Here is a 25131-nt window from a genome sequence, read left to right on the forward strand (position 1 = left end):
ATTGTTATTCCCGTGAAAACGGAAATCGAAATACAGCATTTTGGTTTTTAACTTTTTTTAGGTTAAAATGAAACCAGTAAAAATACCTCATTGGTTTTGTCCATAGAATAGTTAGTTTTAAGAACTTCTTTATTTCGAATACATCTCTTTGCGAATTCTACTTAATTGTACAGCAGTAATGTTTAAATAGGCAGCTATATGATAGAGTGGTACTAAATTTTCGATTTCTGGAATTCTCTTTTTTAGTTTTTTATACCTTTGTGTAGCATTTAAAACAGAAAGATTGTAAACTTTAGATTCTAATTCTAAAAAAACCACCTCTAAAACTTTAGCATACAAGTTCGCGATTGCAGGGTCTTTTTTTGCCAATTCTTTAAATGACTTAAAATTAATGCTATAAATTTTACAGTCAGACAAGCAGTCGTAACTAAATTTAGAAGGTTTGTTTAAAATTAATGCTCCTAACGCTCCTACAGCTCTTATTGGAGTAAAAAAGCTTCGAATGTATTCTTTTCCTTTTTCGTCTGAGTAGAACGAGCGAGCAATGCCAGATTTTAAAATGTAAATATTTTCAGGAATTTCTCCTGCTTTGGCTAGAGTATCTTTTTTCTTCAAAGTTTTTTTTGAGATAAGAGATACTAAATTTTCTTTAGAAGCATCTGGTAAAGAAACCAACGATTCTATAGTTTTAAATAGAGCTTTCATAAAATGTGCTTACTTGTCTTTTGGGGGATTTAGAGAAACAAATAAGTGATTGCAATTTACTAAAAAAATTATAAATAGGATAGAGAATTTGGGCCTTCCATAAAAAGTAAATCTAAAATAGAGAGGTTGGGTAGAAAACCATGTTTGTCGTCGAACATTTGTATATAGATATCTACTAATTTTTTGGGTTGTTTTTTTACGTCTGCCAAATGCCTAAAATCTTGTTGGTTCGGGTTTGTCTTAAAAGATTTGGTTTTAGCAAAACCAATATCTAATTGAAGAGCCTCTACAATAAATAAAAAACTATCGATATTTATGTCTTGTAAAAATGTGTATTTTTTTTCGAAAATAATGGCAAGATCATCTACAAAAAATTCAAAAAAAGGAGAAGACCTGTAAGCAGTTTGCAGAGATTTAAAGTGTTGGTCTTGCCAAGGAAAATCGTTTTCCACTAAAGTGTCTTTTGTTTTTTTTCGGCCATCTGTAATTTTGTGTTTTACAGGAATGCTTAAAAGTTGTTTTCCATTGCTACTATAAATGTAACATCTATTTCTGTAACTTTGTTTTTGAAAATTATCTTCCACTTCGAAAGTAACAGTATCTGTTTTTACAATTTCGGAATATTGAGAAATAGGAGAGAAGTAAGTTGGAATAAATAATGCCATCTTGTTAGGTTTCAGTCTCGGTGTTAGTATTCAGTCTCTCTTTTTAGTATTTTAAAACAGCACACTGTTACTGCTTACAGTAAACTATTTAAGCCTTTTTTTTGTTTCCTTTATAAAAACTGTAGCCTATATATAAAGCAATTAAACCAAAAACAACATACCTGTAAGAAACTGGTTCGCCATCTCCACCCACAGTGGTAAACATTCTATTCCACCTTATAGATTTTAATTTGTCTCCAAAAGTTGCTGCGTTTGCATCCCAGCTAAACCAAATCATAACAGGTTTTCCTAAAACATGATCGAAAGGAACATACCCCCAATAACGAGCATCTAAAGAGTTGTGTCTGTTATCTCCCATTAACCAATAATAGTCTTGTTTAAAAGTGTAAGAATCTGCTTTTTCTCCATTGATATAAATATCTTCTCCAACAGCAGCTAAGTCATTGCCTTCGTAGTTTTTAATAATTTGCTCGTAAAATGGTAAAGATTTTGCATCGATCTTTACAGTGGCTCCTTTTTTAGGGATATAAATGGGACCAAAATTATCTTGGCTCCAACCTAATTCTTCAACATGAGGGAAAATAGCATTGTTTGGGGTATGAATTACTTTGATTACACTATCAACATCAGAATCTTTTCTTAATTTTTCTGCTAGACTTTCTGTTAAATTAACATCTCTTTCTTTAAGTTTTACTTCAGAAATATTACTTCTATAGACTTTTATTAGTTCTTGTGGAATTCCATTTGCTCCAGTTGAAACATAGAACTTGTTGTCTTTTATTTTCTGAAAAGCACCATAATTTTGATACGCTTTTAGTTCGTTTTGAGTTCTAAAATCTATTATAAATTTTCTATTAAATTCTTTATTAGTGTATCTTAATAATTTATTAGTTGACAAACCTTTAGAAGAATAAACCTTGTAGTAAAACTGAATTTTCGCTCTGTAAGGAAGTTCATTTTTTTTTCCATTTATATATACATAGCCGTCTTTTAATTCTAAGGAGTCTCCAGCAATTCCCACACAGCGTTTTACGTAGTTTGTTCTTTTATCCACAGGTTTGTAGGTATATTCCCCAGAATTATCACCCCACATTGTTTTTAAAGAATCTGCAGGCCAATTAAAACAAACAATATCGTTGTTTTTAATTTTTTGAATTCCTGGTAAACGCATATAAGGCAACTGTGGCTTTTTTAAATAAGAGGCAGTTCCTGTAAATGGTAAAGAATCGTGTACCATTGGTGCTGCAATAACTGTAGATGGTACTCTTGCTCCGTAATGAAATTTACTTACAAATAAATAATCTCCTACTAACAACGATTTTTCTAAAGAAGAAGTTGGTATGGTAAATGGTTGCATAAAATAAGTATGAACCAAAGTTGCCGCAATTATAGCAAAAGTAATAGAACTTACCCATTCACCTAATTCCGAACGCGGTTTTAGGCTTCTTTCTGCATTATAAGTGGCATCTGTTGCATAATTGATGTAAAAAATATACAAACCAAGCGTTACAATTACTAAAAGTGAATCTGTTTTTTTGTAAAAACCGAAAGTTCGAATGGTTTCGATCCAAATTACAGGAAACATTAATAGGTTTACGATGGGAATAAACAATAAGATCATCCACCATTTTGGGCGATTAATTATATGCATTAAAACAATTCCATTATAAATAGGAATTGCTGCTTCCCATGCTTTTCTACCAGCTTTAACATATAGTTTCCAAGTACCCAAAAAATGTATTACTTGAATCACTAAAAAAAAGATAAACCACTCAGTAAATGTCATAATCGTTCTGTTTCTTGTTTGGTCGAGCGCATTCGAGCCCTAATTGTAATAAAATAACTTTATTGTTTTAATGACAACCTCTCGCAAGCTGCGCTTTTATGTTTAAACTGAATATAATTTCAGTTTTTAATAATGCTCGAGGAAACATATTTATATTTAATTAGAAGGTTTAAGTCTAATTCTGTTACCGTTTTTAACCAATGTTTAACACATCTTTCATGTTAAAAACGCCTGTTTTTCCTAAAATCCATTCAGCTGCAATAACAGCTCCTAAAGCAAAGCCTTTTCTACTGTGTGCAGTATGTTTTATTTCGATTGTATCTACTTCCGAATTGTACCAAACAGTGTGTGTGCCAGGTACATCTGGAATTCTTTTGGCAACAATTGGAATGCTGTTTTCTACCGTTTTTTGGTCTAGTTCCCACATTGTTTTCGAAGAATTTTTAATAATTCCTTCAGCCAAAGTAATGGCAGTTCCACTTGGAGCGTCTAATTTTTTTGTATGATGAATTTCTTCCATAGAAATATTATAATCTTCTAAATGGCTCATCATTTTAGCCAATTGTTTGTTCAATTCAAAAAAGATATTTACCCCCAAACTAAAATTTGAAGCATAAATAAAAGCTCCTTTTTTCTCTTCGCATAATGCAACTACTTCGTTATATTTTTCTAACCAGCCAGTAGTACCAGAAATTACTGGAACATTGTTGTTAATACAGTTGGTAATATTGTCGAAGGCAGAAGTTGGTACACTAAAATCAATTGCTACATCTGCCAAATTAATGTCTATAACATCATTTGCGTCTTTTTTAATAACGATTTCATGCCCTCTAGAAATTGCAATTTGTTCAATTTCTTTTCCCATTCGTCCATAGCCTAATAATGCAATTTTCATTTTAAAAATTATATTTAAATGTTAAACCAATTTTTGGAGCCTCGAATTGTATAGGGTCCATGATAAAAGTTGGTTTTAAAGACAGGTTATCATCTGTATTAAATTGAAGCAAATGCGCATTTACACTCGCTTCTACGATTTGTAGTATATATATGATAACTCCAGAGAGTAAAGATAAATCTCTATTTTCTCTTAGTTGTTTTTGTGCTCTTTCTAAAGTTTCGTCAGAAACTAATATAGATCCATCTTCTAAAATAAATTCGTCTTTTAAGCCAGCTTCTCTTTGTCTAAAAGCAGTTCTAAATCTTTTGTAATCGCTATTGTTTATTTGATAGTAGTAAATAGGAACTGCCAAAGCTGCCCAAACAATGGGTGCTTTCCAGTACTTTTTATTATAAATTTGCCCTAAACCTGGAAAAACAGCTGAGTAAAACGCGGCTTTTGCAGGAGCCAAAGGTTTGTAAATGCCTTCTTGCACAAATCGTTTTTCTTCTACTTTTACATTTTTTACTTTTGTAGAATCTTGTTGAGAATACAAATGCAAAGAAAAAATTGCAAAGAATAAGATAAATATGTTTTTCTTTAAAAACACTTATTTTAATAAGTTTTTTATTCGGTTAAAATCTTCTTCGGAATGAAAAGGAATCGATATTTTTCCTTTACCATTGCTACCCACACTAACGCTTACTTTATGCCCAAAGTATTCGCTTATTTCTTTTACGCTGTTTTTAACAAAACTAGGAACTGTTTTTTTCTTTGTTTTGGCAACAGTGCCAGATTTTAAATTTTTTACCAAATCTTCGGTTTGTCTAACCGATAATTTATCTCTTAAAATCTTTTCGTAAATGGCTAATTGATCTTCGGTATTTTCTACATTAATCATAGCACGGCCATGTCCCATAGAAATAAAACCATCTCTCATTCCTGTTTGTAAAATAGGGTCTAATTTTAACAAACGTAAATAATTGGTTACGGTCGATCTTTTTTTACCAACTCTGGTACTTAATTCTTCTTGCGTTAATTGAATTTCGTCTATTAAACGTTGGTAAGAAAGTGCAACCTCTATTGGATCTAAATTTTTTCGCTGTATGTTTTCGACCAAAGCCATTTCTAGCATTTCTTGGTCATTGGCAAGTCTTATGTAAGCAGGAATTGTTTTGTTTCCAATTAGTTTTGAAGCTCTAAAACGTCGTTCACCAGAAACTAATTGAAATTTATTACCATCTAACTTTCTAACTGTTATTGGTTGAATAACACCAAGTTCTTTAATAGAACTCGCCAATTCTCTTAGTGCTTCTTCGTCGAAATATGTTCTTGGTTGGTATGGGTTTACATCTATTAAATCTAACTCCAGTTCTACGATATTACCAACTAATTTTTCTGCATTTTTATCGGTTGCAGCATTAATGTTTGGAGATTCTTTTAAAAGAGCAGACAACCCTCTACCTAAAGCCTGTTTTTTTGTTGCTTTTGCCATTTATGAATTCTTTTTAAGAAGTTCTTGTGCCAAATTTAAGTAATTTATAGCACCTTTACTGGTTGCATCGTATGCAATAATGCTTTCACCATAACTTGGAGCTTCACCCAAACGTGTATTTCTTCTAATAATGGTATCGAAAACCATGGCACTAAAATGCTTGCGAACTTCATCTACTACTTGGTTCGATAGTCGTAAACGAGAATCGAACATGGTTAACAATAACCCTTCTATATCTAAACTAGAGTTGTGTATATTTTGAACACTTTTAATGGTGTTTAGTAGTTTTCCAAGCCCTTCTAATGCAAAATATTCGCACTGAATTGGAATGATTACAGAGTCTGCAGCTACTAAAGAATTTAAAGTAATTAAACCTAAAGAAGGAGCACAATCTATAATAATGTAATCGTAAGCGTCTTTTATGGCATCTAACGATTTTTTTAACATGTACTCTCTATTTTCTTTATCTACCAATTCAATTTCAATGGCAACTAAATCGATATGTGCAGGAATTAAATTTACATTTGGCGATGTTGTTTCTACAGTAGCATCTTTTGCAGAAATTGTATGTTCTAAAACTTGGTAGGTTCCATGCTCTACAGTTTCTACATCGATACCTAAACCAGAAGAAGCATTTGCTTGCGGATCTGCATCAATTAACAATACTTTTTTTTCTAAAACACCTAAAGAAGCTGCTAAATTTATACTGGTTGTTGTTTTACCAACTCCACCTTTTTGGTTTGCTATTGCAATGATTTTGCCCATTAAAATAATGCTGTTTTTTACAAATGTAAAATTACGTTTTTTTATGACTTTTAGAAATGAAAGATGTTAACAAAAGGATAAAATTTTAAAAACCTGTTAATTAGTGTGTTGCGTCTTTATTTTAATTCTTTTTTCACAAAAGATGTTATAAAAAAACCGAAGATTTTCTTCGGTTTTGCGCTTTTACTTTTCGTTTATTTTTTAGGGATATTCTTTAGAATTTCCACTAGAAACTTCCAAAACTTTTGTGTGGAAGAAATGCTTGCACGTTCGTCTGGCGAATGTGCTCCTCTAATAGTTGGCCCAAAAGAAACCATATCTAATTCAGGATAATTTTGCCCTAAAATTCCACATTCTAAACCAGCATGGCAGGCTGCAACTATGGCTTTTTCTCCATGTAGTTTTTCGTATAAATGATCGACTACTTTTAAAATTGGGGAGTTTACATTGGGTTGCCAGCCAGGATATTCTCCTGAAAAAGCAACATTAAAACCAGCCAATTCGAAACTAGAGCGTAAAGAATTTGCCAAATCGAGTTTGTTACTTTCTGATGATGATCTTGTTAAGCACCCCACTTTTATACTACCATTTTTTACGATGATTCTTGCGATGTTGTTAGAGGTTTCTACCAAACCATCAATATCTGGGCTCATTCTATAAACTCCATTTAAAGCTGCATAAATTGCTTTTATAAAAGCTTCTTGCACCTCTAGTTCTAAAACATTTTCTGGAGTTTCTGTTTTTGTAACTTCAATAGTTAAGTTCGGTTCAATTGAAGAAAACTCTTCTTTTATTGTATTTGCAAGTAATTTGGTTTCTAATAAAAAAGTTTCTTTAGCAATAGCGTTTACAGTAACAATAGCAAAACTTTCACGAGGAATTGCATTGCGCAAACTGCCTCCATTAATTTCTGAAACTCGTAACCCGAAATTGGTAAAACCGTTAAATAACAAGCGATTCATTATTTTATTGGCATTTCCTAAGCCTTTAATAATGTCCATGCCAGAATGCCCACCCAGTAAACCTTTTACAGTAATCGAAAAGGCTTCTGAATTTTCTGGTGTTTTTTCTTCAACATAATTTCTGGTCGCAGTAATATCAATTCCACCAGCACAGCCCATTCCAATTTCGTCATCTTCTTCTGTATCTAAATTTAAAAGAATGTCACCTTTTAAAATACCACCTTCTAAACCCATGGCACCCGTCATTCCTGTTTCTTCATCAATAGTAAAAAGTGCTTCTAAATTGGGGTGTTTTAGATCTGTAGAAGATAAAATTGCCATAATTGCAGCAACTCCTAAGCCATTGTCTGCACCTAAAGTTGTACCATCTGCAGTTACCCAATCTCCATCCACCAACATTTTAATTCCTTGGGTATCAAAATTGAAATTGGTATCTGCATTTTTTTGGTGTACCATGTCTAAATGGCTTTGTAAAACCACGGTTTTTCTATCTTCCATGCCAGCAGTAGCAGGCTTTCGTATAATTACGTTTCCTACTTTATCAACGATAGTTTCAAGATTTAGTTTTTTACCAAAATCGACCATAAATTGTATTACACGTTCTTCTTTTTTTGATGGACGAGGTACTGCATTTAAGTCTGTAAAGTGATTCCAAACTACTTTTGGTTCTAAATTTCTTATTTCCGAATTCATAAATTACATCTTATTTATTGGGTAAAGTTAAGAGATTTCCATCACTGTTTCTGTTATATTTTTCCTAACTTTTTTTAAATCTTTCATATAATCATCATCTGCTCTAAAACCGACAGGAAGTACTAAAACCGAGTGTAAATTTTGTTCTTCTAAATTTAAAACTTCATCGTATTTTTCAGGAATAAACCCTTCCATAGGGCAAGAGTCTATGTTTTCGAATGCACAAACTGTTAGTAAGTTTCCTAAAGCTAAGTAGGCTTGGTTTTTGTTCCAAATTAATAGCTCTTCTTGTGTTTTTTTATCAATTTCTGCAGTTAAAAATTCTTTAAATGGATTTAAGATAGCATCTGAGGTGTTTCTAACATCTTTTACCAAAGTAAAATATTTTTGAACTTCTTTGGTTGTGTAGGTTTTTGGAACACAAATTACTAATAAATGAGAAGCTTCTAAAACTTGTGGTTGGTTCCAAGAATGTGCCACTAATTCTTTTTGAATATCTTTATTGCTTATAATTAAAAGCTTTAAAGGCTGCAAACCATAAGAAGTTGCAGTTAAATTAAAGGCTTCTTTTAAGATATTGATTTTTTGTTGTGAAAGTATTTTTTGTGAATCGAATTTTTTAACAGCATATCGCCACTGCAATTTATCTATAATGTTCATGTATTTTGCTATTTGCTTGCAAAAATAAACTTTTTCGTAGAAGAAAAATCAAGAGAAGTATTGTAAAAATTGATGTTGATATCAATATTTTTTTTAAATTGAAGAAAAATTTATGATGAATGAAGATTTTTTGCACTACCTATGGAAATACAAGTTGTTTTCGAAGCTAGGTTTAAGAACTTCGGAAAATGAAGTTTTAACGATTTTAAAATCGGGGTTGCACAATAAAAACGCGGGGCCAGACTTTTTAAATGCTCAATTAAAAATAGGAAATCAAACTTGGGCTGGAAATGTAGAAATTCATGTAAAAGCATCTGATTGGTATTTGCACAACCACGAAACAGATGCAAATTACGATGCTGTAATTTTGCATGTAGTTTGGGAAAATGATGCTGTTATTTATATGGAAAATAACCAGTCTTTGCCCACTTTAGTTTTAAAAGATTTTGTAGAAGAACAGGTGTTAAATAATTATAGAAACTTGTTTTTAACACCAACAAGTTGGATTGCTTGCCAGAGTTCTATTGCAAATGTTAATGATTTTACGATTGATCATTGGAAAGAACGGTTGTTTTTTGAAAGGTTAGAAAGAAAATCAACAGAAATTAAAATTCTATTAGAAAAAGAAAATAATAATTTCGAAGCGGTTTTGTTTCAGTTATTGGTTAAGAATTTTGGGTTGAAAGTAAATGGAGATGCTTTTTTACGTTTGGCACAGTCTGTAGATTTTTCGATTGTTCAAAAAGTAAGTTCCGATGAAAATCAATTTTCGGCATTGTTGTTTGGACAAGCTGGTTTTTTAGAAGAGGCTGTTGAAGATGCATACTATCAGCAATTAAAAGCCGCATACCATTATTTAAAACACAAATTTAAATTAGAAGCTGTTTCTAAAAATCATTTTTCTTTTTTTAGGATGCGACCCAATAATTTTCCTACGATTAGAATTGCGCAGCTGGTTTCTTTATTTCATCAACATCAACATTTGTTTTCTAAATTGATAGATTTAAAAAACTTAAAAGATTTTTACGACTTGTTTTCTATTGAAATGCATCCATTTTGGAAAACCCACTATAATTTTGAAGCTACTTCTAAATTTTCTTCTAAAAAACTAACAAAATCATTTGTCGATTTATTAATTATCAATACAATTATTCCGTTAAAATTTTTATATCAAAAGAGTAGAGGAGCAGTAGATGAAGAATCTTTTTTAGAAATTCTAAAAAAGTTAAAACCAGAGAAAAATAGTGTTATTTCTAAATTTGCTGAATTTGGAGTTTCTGCTAAAAATGCATTTGAAACTCAGGCTTTATTAGAGCTTAAAAATAATTATTGCGCACCCAAACGTTGTTTAGAATGCGCAATTGGAGTTGCTATTTTAAATCGATAAAAGGCTATTTGGGTTCTAAAATTTTATGAATCATTGCCAAAGCATCTTTGTAATGGTACTTTGTAATTCTATTTACCCCTCTTTTACTAGCGATATTTAATGGGTATTTTAAACTTTCTAATTCTCCACGAGCGATGGACGAAATGTCGGAGTTTTTTACAGATTTATCATTCATTAAAGAACCTAAAATCGAAATAAAAGATTTCTGTAAATTTCTTCTAAAAACCGATACATTTTTGGTGGTATTTGTTTCAGAAAAGATGCCTCTTCTTAAATCTCTAACCATCTCTGAAGCTGGGTAGGTATTCGCATCGATTATGGTTGCATTAATCATTCTGTTTAAAGTGCTACGATTTAATAGAGTTCTTAAGCTTCTGTTTTGATAACTTAGCATTCTATCTGTGTAACCAGTCTCGTTAATTTTGTTTAAAATATTTTTATCTAATAACCAATTTTGAGTTTCGAAAGCATTTTTTTGTAACCAGTTTAAAGCTTCTTTTTGCTTTGCTTTGGAAACGGGTTGGTAAACGTCTCCAGCTTGCGATGGTTTTTTATTGTATTCGTAAATTCCGCCAATATTTCCAGCAACGTGCCCAACATACCTGCTCCAAACACTTAATAATTCGCCATACAATTCACTTAAATCGTCATAATTATTGGTTTGATTGGAGGTCCAATTTGGTAAATTTTTTGCAACAATTTTTAGGTTTTTTATACCATAAGTGCTCGATTTTACTTGGTCGTTTCCAATTCCTTCAGTTTGTGCAGAGGGGTCAAAACGTTGTGCGCCAAATCTGTAAACAGGGTCTCCAGCTTTTTCTGCAATCCACTTATCTAACGTTTTTATTTCTTGTTCTGGATTTGTAATATTTGGTATTTTACGATATCCCCAATTGATTGCATAATGGTCGTAAGGGCCTAATTGTCTTATAAAACGAATGTTTTTATCTCCTGGTTGAGCTACATAATTATATCTAGCATAATCCATAATTGTTGCAGCAATTCCGTTTTTTTGAGTGAAATTTCCAGAGCGTAAAGAGTCTGTTGGGTAAGCAAAACTTGCAGCCATATTATGTGGCAAACCTAAAGCATGCCCAACTTCGTGAGCGATTACCATTCGCATCATATCTCCAATTTCGTTATCTGGCGTATCTAAAGTTCTGGCAGAAGGATTTGCGGCTCCAGTTTCTAACAAATACCTATTTCTGTAAGAACGTAAATGATTGTGATACCAAATAATATCGCTTTCTAAAATTTCTCCAGATCTTGGGTCAGAAACACTTGGCCCTACAGCATTTCTTGTTGTGCTAGCTACATATCTAATAGAAGAGTAACGAACATCTTCCATACTAAACTCTGGGTCTTCTTCTTTTGTTGGTGGCATTTTTGCCATAATGGCATTTTTAAACCCAGCAGTTTCAAAAACTTTTTGCCAATCTTCTACTCCTTGTTTTATGTATTTTCTTAATTTTTTAGGAGTTGCAGGGTCTAAATAATAAACAATTGGTTTGATAGGTGCTACCAATTCTCCTCTTGCGTATGCAACAGGATCTTTTGGTTCTAAACGCCAACGCCTAATATACCTTTTATCGTCTGCTTTTAAGGCTTCAGAACCATAATCGACATTTCCGATAGAAAAATAGCCCACTCTTTTGTCGTAAATACGTGGCATCATTGGGTTTTCTGGCAACAAAATCATAGATTGATTGACGCGTATTGTAATTGTATTTGTACTTCTGTTGCTTGGAGGTGCATCTGAATCGAAAGAAAAGTCTTGTACCACTTCGATATTTTTTGGATAACTTTTAATTGAATTGATAAAGCTTCTAGAAGCGTCTAACCTTCTTACTTTATACCTGCCTCTGTAAGACGGTGGTAAGCCAGAAATTGCTTTTACATCTGTAGAAAAGAATTTTGTAACATCTACAATTACTGCAGTAGAATCTGGATTTTGCGTTTTAATGTCAAACGCATAAATAATAGGTTCTAAGTTGTTTGCTCTTACAGATTTGTAAATTGGTAAAGAATCGTTTGCAATGGCATTGTAAGATTTTACTTTTAGTAAAATTTTATTTTTAAATTTTTCCCAAACAATAACTTGGGTATTTACTTTCGATCCTGCATTTACATAGCCATCACCTAAATCTGCTGGTAATTCTTTAATTCTTGTAACCAAAAGCATTTCTTTTCCAAAATAAGATTTTGGAATTTCGTACATAAATGTATTTTTTGTTTCGTGCACTTTAAAAAGGCCTTCATCTGTTTTGGTTTGTTGGGTAACAAAATCCGAATATTTTTGGGTCTTACTTTTTTGAGGTTTAGAAGCGTTTTGGCCTGTTTTGTCTTTCGATTTTTTTCTTTGTGCCTGTGTTGAAAGTGATAGTGTAAAAGAGAAAATTAGAGAAAGTAATAGTAGTTTTTTCATTATTTGGTTTCGTTAGTAAATAGGTTTACTAAAGTATCAAAAACAATTGGTGTTGAAAATATTTTTTTTGTTAAAACTATCTTACTTTTGTGTGTAAATCACACTATCATGGGAAATCAATCTATAAAACTCACAGTAGATGCTGTTGTATTTGGTTATGAAGAAGGAGTTATCTCTGTTTTATTAATCAAAAGAAAATACAACCCGTTTAAAGGAAAATGGGCAATTCCTGGAGGATTTGTCTTAAATGAAGAATCTTTAGAACAAGCTGTTGAAAGAGAGTTAGAAGAAGAAACTGGTGTTAAAATTAATTATTTAGAACAACTTTACACATTCGGAAAACCAAATAGAGATCCAAGAGAAAGAATAGTATCTGTTGCCTATTTTGGGCTGATAAGACCAAATGCTTTCAAAATATTTGCTTCTACAGATGCAGAAGAGGTTGCTTGGTTTAATATTAATGAGCTTCCTGAATTGTCTTTCGATCATTCTGATATTTTAGAGATTGCCATAGAAAGATTGAAAAATAAAATTACCTATGAACCTATTGGTTTTGAGTTATTGGATAAAAAATTCCCTTTTTCAGATTTAGAAAAATTATATACTACATTGTTAGGAAGAGATGTAGATAGACGTAATTTTAGAAAGAAAATTTTAGGTCTTAATGTTCTTGATGAACTTGACGAAAAAGTTTCAAAAGGTTCTGGAAGACCAGCCAATTTATTCCAATTTAATAAAAAAAGATACTTCGAACTTAAAAATGCGGGTATTATTTTTGAAATTTAATTGATTCATTTTTAGCGGTTTAATTTATTTGTGTAAAAATAAAGCAAAATAAATTTGGTAGATTTGCTTATTCATTTTATATTTGTGTCATAATTACGCAAAATAAAAATTATGAACGGATTATTACTAACAGACGGATATAAAACAGGGCATCATCTTCAATATCCAAAAGGAACAGAAGAAGTATATTCTAATTGGACACCAAGAAGTAATAAATATGGACCTAAAGGTTGTGATAAAGTAATTTCTTTTGGTCAGCAATACGTTATAAAATGGTTGCATGAATATTTCGAAGAGAATTTCTTTTCAAAACCGAAGACAAAAGTTTGTAATGAAATAAAAGAGGAACTTTCTTTATATTTAGGAACAGAATATGATATATCTCATTATGAAAAATTACACGATCTACAATATTTACCAATAAAGGTAAAATCGTTAAAAGAAGGAGTGGAAGTGCCTGTAAGAGTACCAATGTTAACTATTGTAAATACAAAAAAGGAGTTCTATTGGGTTACTAATTTTTTAGAAACGATACTTTCTACAATGTTATGGTTGCCGATGACATCTGCTTCAATAGCTTTAAATTACAAGCGAATTTTTAAGAAATGGGCTTTGTTAACGGATGAAAATAATATCGATTTTATTGAGTTTCAAGGACACGATTTTTCGATGAGAGGAATGGGAGGTTTGCAAAGTGCATTATCTTCTGGAATGGGGCATGCAAGTGTTTTTTTAGGATCTGATACTTTACCAGTAATAAGTGGTTTAAGAAAATATTACGATGCCAAAGGTTTTGTAATTGGTTCAGTAAATGCAACAGAACATTCAGTAATGTGTGCAGGAACGAAAGATGATGAAATAGGAACTTTTAGAGAGTTAATGAAAACATACCCTACAGGAATTTTATCTGTTGTAAGTGATACTTGGGATTTATGGAAAGTTCTAACAGATTACTTGCCTAAATTAGAAAAAGAAATCTTATCAAGAGATGGTAAACTTGTAATTCGTCCAGATAGTGGAGATCCTGTAGATATAATTTGTGGTAAATCTAAAGAAATAGGAGGAATGCTGCCAGAAGATAAAGGAGTTATAGAATTACTTTGGAATATTTTTGGAGGAACAATTAATGAGCAGGGGTTTAAAGTCTTAAATTCACATATCGGAGCGATTTATGGAGATAGTATAACAACAGAAAGAGCCGAACAAATTTGCCAACGCTTACATGATAAAGGTTTTGCTTCTACAAACATTGTTTTAGGAATTGGTTCTTTTACCTATCAATTTAATACCAGAGATACTTTTGGTTTTGCAATGAAAGCAACCTCAGTAGTTGTAAATGGAGAAAGAAGAAAAATTTTTAAAAACCCAATTACAGATGATGGAATAAAAAAGTCTGCAAAAGGTCTTTTAAAAGTTGAAATTATTAATAACGAATACACTTTAGTTGATGAAGTTTCTGAAAAAGAAGAAAATGAAGGAGAATTAAAAATGATTTATGAAAATGGAGAATTTTTTAACCAAATTATTTTGGAAGAGATAAGAGAGAGAATAAATAAAACACTTTAAAATGTTATATCAGATAAATAAATTTAAAGATGGACAAGTTTCTGCTAAAATTATTGAAGGAGGAAATTTACATATTAAAATTAGAGCAAATTGCTACGAAGATTTATTCAAAATTGCATCCATAAAAGAAGCTTGGAGTTCAGTTTTAGAGAATAAAAATAATGTATCAATTCTTACTATTTATTGTTTAATTAGTCAACGTTCGGATAGAAGATTTAATGAAAAAGAATCTTTTGATTTAAAAGTAGTTTCTAATTTCATCAATAGTCTGAATTTTGATAAAGTTGAAATTTTGCATCCTCATAGTGCAATTTCTTTAGCTTTAATTGATAAATCTATTGAGTTAAGTCATTTTGAATATGTAAAAAAAGCTTTCGAAGATATTGGGAATCCAATTTTAATAAGTCCAGATGCAGGTGCATATAAAACCACTCACGAAATTTCTGAAAAGCTTAATGCAGATTTAATACCATCTAACAAAGTAAGGGGTAATGGGGTTCCAAGTATAAGTATTCAAGGAGATGTAAAAGGAAAACAGTGTTTAATTGTTGATGATTTAGCAGATGGAGGCAGAACTTTTAAATTGTTAGCAGAAGAATTAAAAAAGCAAGGAGCAACTAAAGTTTTCTTATATGTTACACACGCACAATTTAACTATGGTTTTGATGAATTAAAGGAATCGATTAATCATATTTATTGTACCAATAGTTTTAAAGATATATCTGATGATTTTGTAACTCAATTTAAAGTTATTTAAAAAGTAAAAGCCTTAAAATTATTAATTTTAAAGCTTTTTAAATATCTATTCAAAATAAGTTGCTAATACAAACTTTTAAATTTATTCGGATTAAATTCGTGCATAATTGCATATACTTTTTCGAAAATATCTTCTGCAGAAGGTTTCGAGAAATAATCTCCATCTGTACCATAAGCAGGTCTGTGTGCTTTTGCGGTTAAGGTAGCTGGTTTGCTATCTAAGAATTGGTAACCATTTTGTTTTTCTAAAACTTCTTGTAAAATATATGCTGAAGCTCCTCCAGGAACATCTTCATCTACAATTAATAATTTATTTGTTTTTGCCAAACTTTTTACAACATCGTGGTTCAAATCGAAAGGCAACAAACTTTGTGCATCAATTACTTCTACATCAATACCAACTTGCAGGAGTTCTTTAGCGGTTTCTTCGACAATTCTTAAAGTAGAACCGTAAGAAACAATCGTGATATCTTTTCCTTCTTTAATGGTTTCTACTAAGCCAATTGGCGTTTTAAATTCGCCTAAATTAGTAGGTAATTCTTCTTTTAAACGATAACCATTTAAGCACTCTATGACCAATGCAGGTTCATCACCTTCTAATAAAGTATTGTAAAAACCAGCGGCTTTTGTCATGTTTCTTGGCACTAAAACATGCATTCCACGAACATTATTTATAATTCCACCCATTGGAGAACCTGCGTGCCAAATTCCTTCTAATCGATGACCACGTGTTCTAATAATTAAAGGTGCTTTTTGTTTACCAAAACTTCTGTAATGAAGTGTTGCTAAATCGTCACTCATAATTTGAAGTGCGTATAACAAATAATCTAAATATTGCACTTCTGCAATGGGTCTTAAACCACGCATTGCCAATCCAATTCCTTGTCCAACAATGGTAGCCTCTCTAATTCCGGTGTCAGAAATACGAATGTTTCCATATTTTTCTTGAAGCCCTTCTAGACCTTGATTTACATCACCAATAAAACCAGCATCTTCTCCAAAAATAACCACCTCTGGATGTTTTTTTAAGATGGCATCGAAATTATCTCTCATTACAATTCGAGCATCTACAATGTTTTTCTTTTCGGGAAACGTTGGTTTTTTCTCGTTAATATGTAGCGCGCTTAAACTTGTTTCACTCATTAAGTGTGAAGAATATTTATAAGAAGCGTTCTGTAAACTTGATTTTATAAATTCTTGAAGCTCTATTTTTTTGGCAAACTCTTCTTCTCTTATATAACGAAGTGTTTTTCTAGTGGCAATTAAAATGTCTTTACGAATAGGTTCTACGATTTTCTCTAAATCGCTTTTTAATTTTAAAATAAAGGCACCATTTTTACTTTTGGCAGCATTTTTTTCTAACAACCTAGCAGCAATTGCTACTTCTTCTTTAATTTCGTTGGTATAGGCTGTCCAAGCGTTTCTTTTGGCTGTGGTTACTATTTTTTTAGCCTCTTTTTCTAAGATAATTATTTCTTCTTCCGAATCTACAAAGCGCAAAGTTTCTCCAGATTCAGTTTCTAATTCGAAATCTAAAATCCACTTTCGCATTTTTTCGATACAATCGTGCTCTTTTTCCCATTGCAATCTTTCTTTTCCTTTGTATCTTTCGTGAGAACCAGAAGTCGAATGTCCTTGAGGTTGTGTTAATTCTTTAACGTGAATTAAAACAGGTACGTGTTCTTCGCGAGCAATTTTTGCCGCTTTATTGTAAGTATCTACTAATTGTACATAATCCCAACCATTAATTACAAAAATTTCGTAGCCTTTATTTTTGAGATCTCGTTGAAAACCTTTTAATATTTCGGAGATACTTTCTTTAGTGGTTTGATGTTTTGCGTGCACAGAAATTCCGTATTCGTCGTCCCAAACACTCATTACCATTGGTACTTGTAAAACCCCTGCTGCATTTATAGTTTCGAAAAACAAACCTTCACTCGTACTTGCGTTTCCAATGGTTCCCCAGGCAACTTCATTTCCTTGTTTCGAAAAGTTGGTTTTATGTTGTACGCTTTTTTCGTTTCTATATATTTTCGATGCTTGTGCCAAACCTAACAGACGTGGCATTTGACCTGCAGTTGGAGAAATGTCTGAACTAGAATTGTACTGTTCTGTTAAGTTTTTCCAGCTACCATCTTCATTTAAACTGTGTGTTGCAAAATGCCCTCCCATTTGTCTTCCTGCAGACATTGGTTCTAAATCGATATTTGTATGTGCATACAAACCGGCAAAAAACTCTTGTGCAGTTAACTCGCCAAGAGACATCATAAAGGTTTGATCTCTGTAATATCCAGATCTAAAATCTCCTTTTTTAAAGGCTTTAGCCATTGCTAATTGTGGTACTTCTTTGCCATCGCCAAAAATACCAAACTTTGCTTTTCCTGTTAAAACTTCTCTACGACCTAATAAACTACATTCTCTACTAATTTTCGCAATCTTATAATCGTTTAAAACTTCTGCTTTAAAATCTTCAAAAGAGAGTTCTGTTTTATTTTTAGATAATGTTTTCTGGAGCATTTTTATCGAATTTAGTCTTTTGCAAAGGTAGTTTTTTTAGTTGATATTTAAAAATATAAATTTATATTAAGAATATCGTAATTATATTCGCTTTAAACAAAATAATTTACGAATATGATAATAAAGAATATTTATTTTTGGTTTATCTAATTTTTTAGAAGAAACCACGTCTAAAAAAGTTGTAAATCCTTTTTAAATCTCCAGTAAAAGTAAAGCGTATTTTTTGAGGGTAAGCTGCTTGGGTAATTTCCCAACCGTTGTTAGAATAAAGAGGAAAATAAATTTCGAAAATATTATGAATAAAATTTAGGCGAATTCCGTTTTCGTAACCAAAAAACAAACGTTCGTTTCTGTTTTTTAAGAAAGCAACATCATTATAAAATTCTACCCATCTCCACAAGCCAATGCTAGAATTTAAAGAGAGCATGTATTGGTTGGCAAATCTGGTGGGTAAAACCGATTTAAAACCACCTTCTGTAATTATAAATTGCTGACTAAAAATTCCTGATGCCTCAGAACGACCATAATAATTAAGTTGAAATAAATAATCGTTTGCTCTGTCTAAACCAAAACTAAAATAATCTCCTTTAGAATTGTTATGTAAAAAAGCACCTGCAAAAACTCTAAAGTCTAGTTGGGTATCTGTTGAGGTTAATTTGCGGTATCTTAAGTCTATAGCTGCTTTCGAAAAGTTTTCTGAAAACTCTGTGCTAAAATTGTATCTTAATTCTTTAATAATATCTGGGTTAATGTAGTTGTAGCTCAGACTAAAAACACTGTAATTATCTTGTTCTGTTTTTACCTCTAATGGAGAAACTTCCTTGTCTATATGAACCACTTTCGCACGAATAAATTCGCTACTGGCATCTCTTAACGATTTTCTTTTAAATTGAATGTCTATAAACGGATTTAAAGAACTGTAAGATAAATCTGGAGCATATTGCAAAGTATTTCCTGCAATTCCGTAGGTTATTTTGTAAATGCTGGTTTCTTCGAAAAACTGATTGTATAAAATAGAAAAAGAGCCATTTATCATTTGACTTTTTAAGGCATAAGCAGGTGCTATTCTAAACTCTAAATTTCTTTTTATAAGTGGTTTGTTATGGAATTTCATCCCTAAAATTAGACCGTCGTAAAAGTTATAACCTACATTAGGTTGATAAAATAACTGATTGTAATTTGGTGCTTTAACGTCTTTTATTAAAGTGAATTTAAAAGGTTTGTTAAAGAGTTTTTTCTCTGTACTATACCAATTGTCTAAAGTATTGTATTCGGGGTAAATGTTTTCGTAGTTTAGCACTAATTGATCAAATTCGCCTTTTGGAACTGTGATTGTTTTTGTAGAATCGATGTTTGTAAACCACTTTTTAAGTTTTATTTTTTTATTTTTCAATCCATAAAAAGCAATAGGAGTTGTAATGTTTCGTTTATTTTTAATGACAACTTTTAAGCTGTCTTTTTCTTCTTTTACATCGTCAATCGTGTAATCAATTTTTTTATTGGTACGCAAATAGTCTTCAAAAAACCAATTGATATCTTTGTTGGTGTTTTTTGATAGCATCTCTTTAAAATCTGCTGCGCAAGTTATTTTAAGTTTATTCTCTTGGTAAAAATTGTAAATACTTTTGTCTAAAACATTGCCTCCTAAATAGCCTTTTAAATAACTAAAACCTAAGCCAGCTTTATATTTACTAACTATTTTTCTGTTAAAGTTAGATAAAGAATCTGCAGAAGTTGTTAAAGATTGATCTAAAAATTTTCTTGCTGTAAATTGGTAAATAAATGGGTATTTTTCGTTAAATTTTAATTTAGAAATATTATACCTCTTTAAAAACCAGGTGTCTGAAGCTTTTCCTAATAACTTAATGTCTGGATAAAATTTGTTTACATATTCTAACATTAAATAATTTTGCAAACCATCTAATAGCCAATATTCTTTTCTTTCGTTTATTAAGAGAGTTTGTTCTAAATATCTTTTAGAAATGGCTTTAAACATTTTTATGTCGTATCTAAAAATATCGGAATATGGGTTTATAAAATCGGGCAATTGTGTTAGTCCGTAAACAGGGTTTTTACTTTGGGTGGCTTTGTCTATAAAGATTTTTTCAATAGGAAATTTACCTAAGAAGCTCTTTAAAAATCGAATTTCTCTATTTAGAACGTCTTCTGTTAAATTTCTATTTAATTCATCTACTAAAACATCTGTATAAATGCTGTGAGCATTTGTAGAGAACTTTTTAAAAGTTGGTGTTTTCTGAAAACTTAAAATAACATCTTTTTTATTTTTACCATACAAGTTGTAAACAGTTGTATTAGACGTTTTACTTTTATGCTGTTGTAAACTACTTTCTAAAATAAGATCGTTTGGTGTTTTTATAGATATATCGAAACTGGTACTGTTTTCAAATAAATCGTCTAGGTTAAGATTGCTCATTATTTGCCAACCCTCTTTGTAAACTGCAGGTGTTATGTACCAGTATCTTAAATGATATCCATTGTCGTTTTTTCCATAACCTGTAAATTTTGCATTCGGAATTTTTACAATATAAGTAATGTTAATTCGAACACTTTTTTGAGGTTTTAAAGGTTGTGCTAAATATACTTCGAGAATATCTTGTTGTTTTTCTAGCTCTTTATAAATACTGTTATTAAAGTCGATAGAAATATTTTTGATTTTAGAATAGCCTAAATCTTCTTCTTTAGAAAAGTATAAATCTTTTCTAAAATCTTCTATAAAACGTTTAGAAAGTGGTGTTTCTCTACCTTTAAAACTATTTGCCCAGTTGTGCAAAAAAATACTGTTTAGTTCTGTATTAGAATCGTTAAAATACACAATTTCTTGTTGTATTTGTAGCATGTCTTTAGCAGTATTTAAATTGGCTTTTATTTTTATTTCATTTTGTTGCGAAAACAAAAAAGAGGAAATAAAACAGCATAAAAATGATATGTAAAAGTGCTTTTTCAATTAAATTTTTAACAATTTTAAAGGTTTGTAATTGTATGCTTTTAAAGAATAAGCTCCTTTAGAAAAGGAAAATATGTTTCTTGTAATTTTAAGATGATTCACTATATTTTTTCCAATAATAATTTGTTTTAATTGATTGTAAATTACAATTCTATTTAAAGATGCTATTTTTTTTATATTGAATGATAAAAAATTAGAAAGAATATTCGATGTTACAAAACTAATTGGAATTTCTGCTTCTACAATAGAAGGTATATTTTTACTTTTAATATTCGAATTGTAGTTGAATGTATTGTAAAACATTGGTTATAAAATGTTTTGGCTAGTTATAAAACAGAGATAAAACCGTACAATAAAAAGAACTAAAATTCTCTTTAACATTATTTTAGAAGTTTGGTTTTAATTGATATTTTGCATAGAATTTATTTAGATGTTCAATTGCTTCGTCTGCAGTATCTACCACTCTAAATAATTTTAAATCTTCTAAACCAATATTTTTCTCGGTTAATAAAGTGTCTTTTACCCAGTCTAATAAGCCACTCCAAAATTTTGTACCCACTAAAATAATAGGAAAGCGTCCAATTTTTTTGGTTTGAATTAAGGTAATTGCTTCAAAAAGCTCGTCCATGGTTCCAAAGCCCCCAGGCATACAAATAAAACCTTGAGAATATTTTACAAACATTACTTTACGAACGAAAAAGTAATCGAAATCTAAACTTTTACCTGGGTCTATCCACGGATTGTCGTGTTGTTCGAAAGGCAATTCTATATTTAAACCAACAGAAGTTCCTTTTCCTCTATTGGCACCTTTGTTACCAGCTTCCATAATTCCTGGTCCACCACCAGTAATAACTCCGTAACCATTTTGTGTTAATTTAAAGGCAATTTCTTCTGCCAATTTATAATAAGGATGATCTGGTTTTGTTCTAGCAGACCCAAAAATAGATACACAAGGGCCAATTTTACTCAGTTTTTCATAACCATCTACAAATTCTGCCATAATTTTAAAAATGGCCCAAGAGTCGTTGGTTTTTATTTCATTCCAAGTTTTTTGCTCTAATTTCTCACGTATTTTTCTATCGTCGTTCGTCATTGTATATTGTTTTATTTTTTTTCTAAAAAGAAAAGCTTGCTAAATTAACTCTTTTTTCAAGAATTTGGCAGTATAACTAGTTTTATGTTTGGCAACTTCTTCTGGAGTTCCAGTGACTAAAATTTTTCCACCTTTTTTTCCACCTTCCATACCCACATCAATTATATAATCTGCTAACTTTACAACATCTAAATTATGTTCAATAATTAGTACAGTATTTCCTTTATTGGCTAATTTATTTAAAACTTCCATAAGCACTCGAATGTCTTCAAAATGTAAACCAGTTGTGGGTTCATCTAAAATATAAAATGTATTACCTGTGTCTCTTTTAGACAGTTCTGAAGCCAGTTTAATACGTTGTGCTTCACCACCAGAAAGTGTGGTAGATTGTTGCCCAAGAGTAATATAACCCAAACCAACATCTTTAATTGTTTTTAGTTTTCTATGAATTTTTGGAATGTTTTCGAAGAAATCTGTAGCATCTTCAATGGTCATGTTTAAAATATCGGAGATAGATTTCCCTTTATAACGAATTTCTAAAGTTTCTCTGTTGAAACGTTTTCCTTGGCAAGTTTCACATTCTACATGCACGTCTGGTAAAAAGTTCATTTCTATAACACGAACTCCACCACCTTGGCAAGTTTCACAGCGTCCGCCTTTTACGTTAAAAGAAAAACGACCTGGTTTGTAACCACGAATGGCAGCTTCAGGCGTTTTGGCAAATAAACTTCTAATTTCGTCAAATGTTTTCGTGTAGGTTGCTGGGTTAGAACGTGGGGTTCTTCCAATTGGAGATTGGTCGATATCAATCACTTTATCTACATGTTCTAAGCCTTCAATTTTTTTATAAGGCATTGGAACTTTAACACCTCTATAAATATGAGCGTTTAAAATTGGATATAAAGTTTCGTTAATTAAGGTCGATTTTCCGCTTCCAGAAACACCTGTAACACAAATCATTTTTCCTAAAGGAAACTCCACAGAAACATTTTTTAAATTATTTCCGCTTGCGCCCTTTAATTTGATGGTTTTTCCATTTCCTTCTCTTCGTTTTTTAGGAACTGCAATTTCTCTTTTTCCTGTAATATAATCCGAAGTTAACGTTCTTTGTTTTTTTAATTCTTTAAAAGTTCCAGAAGAAACAATTTCGCCTCCATGTTTTCCTGCTCCAGGTCCAATATCGAACACAAAATCGGCATGTTCCATCATGTCTTTGTCGTGTTCAACCACCAAAACAGAGTTGCCAATGTTGCGTAATTTAATTAAAGAGTCTATTAATTTTTGATTGTCGCGTTGATGTAAACCAATACTAGGTTCGTCTAAAATATATAAAACCCCCACCAATTGCGAACCAATTTGAGTTGCCAAGCGAATTCTTTGTGCTTCGCCACCAGAAAGCGATTTTGAAGTTCTGTCTAAGGTTAAATAATCTAACCCAACATCTAACAAAAACTGAATGCGAGTGCGTATTTCTTTTAAAATTTCTGATGCAATTGTTAGTTGTTTGTTTGATAACTTCTTTTCGATATTTTTAAACCATCTTGCCAATTCAGCCACGTCCATTTGTGCCAAATCGCTAATGTTTTTATCGGTAATTTTAAAATGAAGCGCCTCTTTTTTTAGACGATTGCCATTGCATGTTGTGCAAGTAACATCGTCCATAAAGTTTTTTGCCCAACGTTTAATTGAGGTGCTTTCTGCACTGTTGTATTGGTTGGTAATAAAGGCAACAATTCCTTCGAAATCTATTTTATAATTTCTGGTAACTCCAACCGTTTTCGATTCAATTTTAAAAGTTTCATTTCCTCCGTGTAAAATAATTTCTAAAGCTTCTTTAGGAATGTTTTTTATAGGGTCTGTTAATTTAAATTGATAACGTTCTGCAATATTTTGAATTTGTTTAAAAATCCAACTATTTTTTTGTTCTCCTAAAGGAACAATTCCACCATTTTTTATCGAAATATTGTTGTCTGGTATTACTTTATCTAGGTTAATTTTATTGGTAATTCCTAAGCCATTACAAGTGCTACAAGCGCCTTTTGGCGAGTTAAAAGAAAACGTATTTGGTTCTGGACTTGGGTATGCAATTCCTGTTGTAGGGCACATGAGTTCTCGACTAAAATAACGAGGATTGTTGTCGTTAATATCAATCACCATCATAATATTATTTCCAGAATACAAAGCTGTTTTTATGGTTTCGTCTAATCTTTTTTCCGATGATTTGTTTACAATCAACCTATCAATAACAACTTCAATATCATGTGTTTTGTAACGATCTAATTTCATACCTTTTTCGATTTCTCGAATTTCTCCATCTACACGAACACGTAAAAAACCTTGTTTCGAAATTTGTTCGAAAAGCTCGCGATAATGCCCTTTTCTAGATTTAATTAATGGCGCTAAAACAGCTATTTTTTTATCAGCAAAATCAGTAAGAATAAGCTCTTTTATCTGCTCATCGGAATAACTTACCATTTTTTCGTTCGTGTTGTAAGAATAAGCGTCACCTGCTCTAGCAAACAACAATCGTAAAAAATCGTAAATTTCTGTAATGGTTCCAACTGTAGAACGTGGACTTTTATTAGTGGTTTTTTGTTCGATGGAAATTACAGGCGAAAGCCCATCAATTTTATCTACATCAGGTCTTTCTAGGCCGCCCAAAAATTGTCTTGCGTATGCCGAAAAAGTTTCAATATAACGTCTTTGTCCTTCTGCATAAATGGTATCAAAAGCTAAAGAAGATTTTCCGCTTCCGCTTAAACCAGTAATTACCACTAATTTTTCGCGTGGAATTTTTACATCAATATTCTTTAAATTATGTACTCTGGCTCCGTAAACTTCTATGTATTCCTGGTCTTTCAAATGTGTGGTTTTTTTCAGAAAAAAAGCAAAGTTACAGAAACCAATTTTAATGCAGAAGAAAATGTAAAACGCTTTTATAAGTTTAACTTTTAATGTTATACTATTTTAAATGATAAATGTGTTATGCACAAAACAAACAAAAGTCTTGCCATAAAATCATAAAATA

The 25131-nt window shown here is 31.4% G+C and carries 19 protein-coding genes; 4 read left to right on the forward strand and 15 right to left on the reverse strand.

What is annotated here, in order from left to right; genetic code table 11:
* Positions 1-129: 129 nt before the first annotated feature.
* From JL193_RS13990 to JL193_RS14030, 9 genes are all read right to left on the reverse strand, one after another.
* Positions 130-705 (reverse strand): Crp/Fnr family transcriptional regulator, encoded by a 576-nt coding sequence (locus JL193_RS13990; RefSeq protein WP_207971383.1) that lies wholly within the window; start codon positions 703-705, stop codon positions 130-132.
* A gap of 68 nt (positions 706-773) precedes the next feature.
* On the reverse strand, positions 774-1370 hold the full coding sequence (locus JL193_RS13995) for a WbqC family protein (protein ID WP_207971384.1): 597 nt from the start codon (positions 1368-1370) through the stop codon (positions 774-776).
* 88 nt (positions 1371-1458) lie between these two features.
* On the reverse strand, positions 1459-3156 hold the full coding sequence (gene lepB, locus JL193_RS14000) for a signal peptidase I (RefSeq protein ID WP_207971385.1): 1698 nt from the start codon (positions 3154-3156) through the stop codon (positions 1459-1461).
* A 193-nt stretch (positions 3157-3349) separates the two neighbouring features.
* Positions 3350-4051: a 4-hydroxy-tetrahydrodipicolinate reductase gene (gene dapB / locus JL193_RS14005; protein ID WP_207971386.1), complete on the reverse strand. Its 702-nt coding sequence runs from the start codon at positions 4049-4051 to the stop codon at positions 3350-3352.
* 1 nt (position 4052) lies between these two features.
* Positions 4053-4643, reverse strand: a complete 591-nt coding sequence (locus JL193_RS14010) for a DUF5683 domain-containing protein (RefSeq protein WP_207971387.1) — start codon at positions 4641-4643, stop codon at positions 4053-4055.
* Complete coding sequence (locus JL193_RS14015) at positions 4644-5528, reverse strand: ParB/RepB/Spo0J family partition protein (RefSeq protein ID WP_207971388.1); 885 nt, start codon at positions 5526-5528, stop codon at positions 4644-4646.
* Complete coding sequence (locus JL193_RS14020) at positions 5529-6293, reverse strand: ParA family protein (RefSeq protein ID WP_207971389.1); 765 nt, start codon at positions 6291-6293, stop codon at positions 5529-5531.
* Between the two features lie 194 nt (positions 6294-6487).
* Positions 6488-7948, reverse strand: a complete 1461-nt coding sequence (locus tag JL193_RS14025) for an aminoacyl-histidine dipeptidase (protein ID WP_207971390.1) — start codon at positions 7946-7948, stop codon at positions 6488-6490.
* Positions 7949-7975: 27 nt separating this feature from the next.
* Positions 7976-8608: an NAD(P)H-dependent oxidoreductase gene (locus tag JL193_RS14030; protein WP_207971391.1), complete on the reverse strand. Its 633-nt coding sequence runs from the start codon at positions 8606-8608 to the stop codon at positions 7976-7978.
* A gap of 112 nt (positions 8609-8720) precedes the next feature.
* On the opposite strand from JL193_RS14030, the gene JL193_RS14035 reads away from it, so the two are divergent.
* Positions 8721-9995, forward strand: coding sequence for a DUF2851 family protein (locus JL193_RS14035; RefSeq protein WP_367890016.1), 1275 nt, complete (start codon positions 8721-8723; stop codon positions 9993-9995).
* Between the two features lie 4 nt (positions 9996-9999).
* Here the strand turns inward: JL193_RS14035 and JL193_RS14040 are convergent, their stop codons facing one another.
* The gene (locus tag JL193_RS14040) at positions 10000-12420 is read right to left on the reverse strand and encodes a zinc-dependent metalloprotease (protein ID WP_207971392.1); all 2421 of its coding nucleotides are present in this window, start codon (positions 12418-12420) and stop codon (positions 10000-10002) included.
* Between the two features lie 108 nt (positions 12421-12528).
* Here JL193_RS14040 and JL193_RS14045 point away from each other — a divergent pair, with 108 nt between their 5' ends.
* The 3 genes from JL193_RS14045 to JL193_RS14055 all read left to right on the forward strand — a co-directional run bounded on the left by JL193_RS14045 (position 12529) and on the right by JL193_RS14055 (position 15529).
* The gene (locus JL193_RS14045; protein ID WP_207971393.1) at positions 12529-13206 is read left to right on the forward strand and encodes an NUDIX hydrolase; all 678 of its coding nucleotides are present in this window, start codon (positions 12529-12531) and stop codon (positions 13204-13206) included.
* A gap of 111 nt (positions 13207-13317) precedes the next feature.
* Positions 13318-14772, forward strand: coding sequence for a nicotinate phosphoribosyltransferase (locus tag JL193_RS14050; protein ID WP_207971394.1), 1455 nt, complete (start codon positions 13318-13320; stop codon positions 14770-14772).
* A gap of 1 nt (position 14773) precedes the next feature.
* A complete protein-coding gene (locus tag JL193_RS14055) occupies positions 14774-15529 on the forward strand; it encodes a phosphoribosyltransferase family protein (RefSeq protein WP_207971395.1) in 756 nt (251 codons plus the stop codon).
* A gap of 62 nt (positions 15530-15591) precedes the next feature.
* On the opposite strand, the gene JL193_RS14060 is transcribed toward JL193_RS14055, so the two are convergent.
* The 5 genes from JL193_RS14060 to uvrA form a co-directional block, all read right to left on the reverse strand.
* Positions 15592-18045 carry an alpha-ketoacid dehydrogenase subunit alpha/beta gene (locus JL193_RS14060; protein WP_207971396.1) on the reverse strand — a complete coding sequence of 818 codons (2454 nt, stop codon included), beginning with the start codon at positions 18043-18045 and terminating at the stop codon, positions 15592-15594.
* 154 nt (positions 18046-18199) lie between these two features.
* Entirely contained in the window at positions 18200-20902 is a 2703-nt protein-coding gene (locus JL193_RS14065; RefSeq protein WP_243456762.1) for a gluzincin family metallopeptidase, read from the reverse strand.
* 108 nt (positions 20903-21010) lie between these two features.
* Positions 21011-21313 carry a hypothetical protein gene (locus tag JL193_RS14070; RefSeq protein ID WP_207971398.1) on the reverse strand — a complete coding sequence of 101 codons (303 nt, stop codon included), beginning with the start codon at positions 21311-21313 and terminating at the stop codon, positions 21011-21013.
* A gap of 82 nt (positions 21314-21395) precedes the next feature.
* On the reverse strand, positions 21396-22103 hold the full coding sequence (locus tag JL193_RS14075) for an LOG family protein (protein WP_207971399.1): 708 nt from the start codon (positions 22101-22103) through the stop codon (positions 21396-21398).
* 39 nt (positions 22104-22142) lie between these two features.
* Complete coding sequence (gene uvrA / locus JL193_RS14080) at positions 22143-24965, reverse strand: excinuclease ABC subunit UvrA (protein ID WP_207971400.1); 2823 nt, start codon at positions 24963-24965, stop codon at positions 22143-22145.
* Positions 24966-25131: the final 166 nt, after the last annotated feature.

It is taken from the genome of Polaribacter batillariae (assembly GCF_017498485.1).
Taxonomy (GTDB): Bacteria; Bacteroidota; Bacteroidia; order Flavobacteriales; family Flavobacteriaceae; genus Polaribacter; species Polaribacter batillariae.

Excerpts from the sequence above, each read along its gene's own strand:
- JL193_RS13990 (WP_207971383.1), bottom strand. The coding sequence starts at position 705 with ATGAAAGCTCTATTTAAAACTATAGAATCGTTGGTTTCTTTACCAGAT.
- JL193_RS13995 (WP_207971384.1), bottom strand. The coding sequence starts at position 1,370 with ATGGCATTATTTATTCCAACTTACTTCTCTCCTATTTCTCAATATTCC.
- lepB (WP_207971385.1), bottom strand. The coding sequence starts at position 3,156 with ATGACATTTACTGAGTGGTTTATCTTTTTTTTAGTGATTCAAGTAATA.
- dapB (WP_207971386.1), bottom strand. The coding sequence starts at position 4,051 with ATGAAAATTGCATTATTAGGCTATGGACGAATGGGAAAAGAAATTGAA.
- JL193_RS14015 (WP_207971388.1), bottom strand. The coding sequence starts at position 5,528 with ATGGCAAAAGCAACAAAAAAACAGGCTTTAGGTAGAGGGTTGTCTGCT.
- JL193_RS14020 (WP_207971389.1), bottom strand. The coding sequence starts at position 6,293 with ATGGGCAAAATCATTGCAATAGCAAACCAAAAAGGTGGAGTTGGTAAA.
- JL193_RS14025 (WP_207971390.1), bottom strand. The coding sequence starts at position 7,948 with ATGAATTCGGAAATAAGAAATTTAGAACCAAAAGTAGTTTGGAATCAC.
- JL193_RS14030 (WP_207971391.1), bottom strand. The coding sequence starts at position 8,608 with ATGAACATTATAGATAAATTGCAGTGGCGATATGCTGTTAAAAAATTC.
- JL193_RS14035 (WP_367890016.1), top strand. The coding sequence starts at position 8,721 with ATGATGAATGAAGATTTTTTGCACTACCTATGGAAATACAAGTTGTTT.
- JL193_RS14040 (WP_207971392.1), bottom strand. The coding sequence starts at position 12,420 with ATGAAAAAACTACTATTACTTTCTCTAATTTTCTCTTTTACACTATCA.
- JL193_RS14045 (WP_207971393.1), top strand. The coding sequence starts at position 12,529 with ATGGGAAATCAATCTATAAAACTCACAGTAGATGCTGTTGTATTTGGT.
- JL193_RS14050 (WP_207971394.1), top strand. The coding sequence starts at position 13,318 with ATGAACGGATTATTACTAACAGACGGATATAAAACAGGGCATCATCTT.
- JL193_RS14055 (WP_207971395.1), top strand. The coding sequence starts at position 14,774 with ATGTTATATCAGATAAATAAATTTAAAGATGGACAAGTTTCTGCTAAA.
- JL193_RS14060 (WP_207971396.1), bottom strand. The coding sequence starts at position 18,045 with ATGCTCCAGAAAACATTATCTAAAAATAAAACAGAACTCTCTTTTGAA.
- JL193_RS14065 (WP_243456762.1), bottom strand. The coding sequence starts at position 20,902 with ATGCTACAAATACAACAAGAAATTGTGTATTTTAACGATTCTAATACA.
- JL193_RS14070 (WP_207971398.1), bottom strand. The coding sequence starts at position 21,313 with ATGTTTTACAATACATTCAACTACAATTCGAATATTAAAAGTAAAAAT.
- JL193_RS14075 (WP_207971399.1), bottom strand. The coding sequence starts at position 22,103 with ATGACGAACGACGATAGAAAAATACGTGAGAAATTAGAGCAAAAAACT.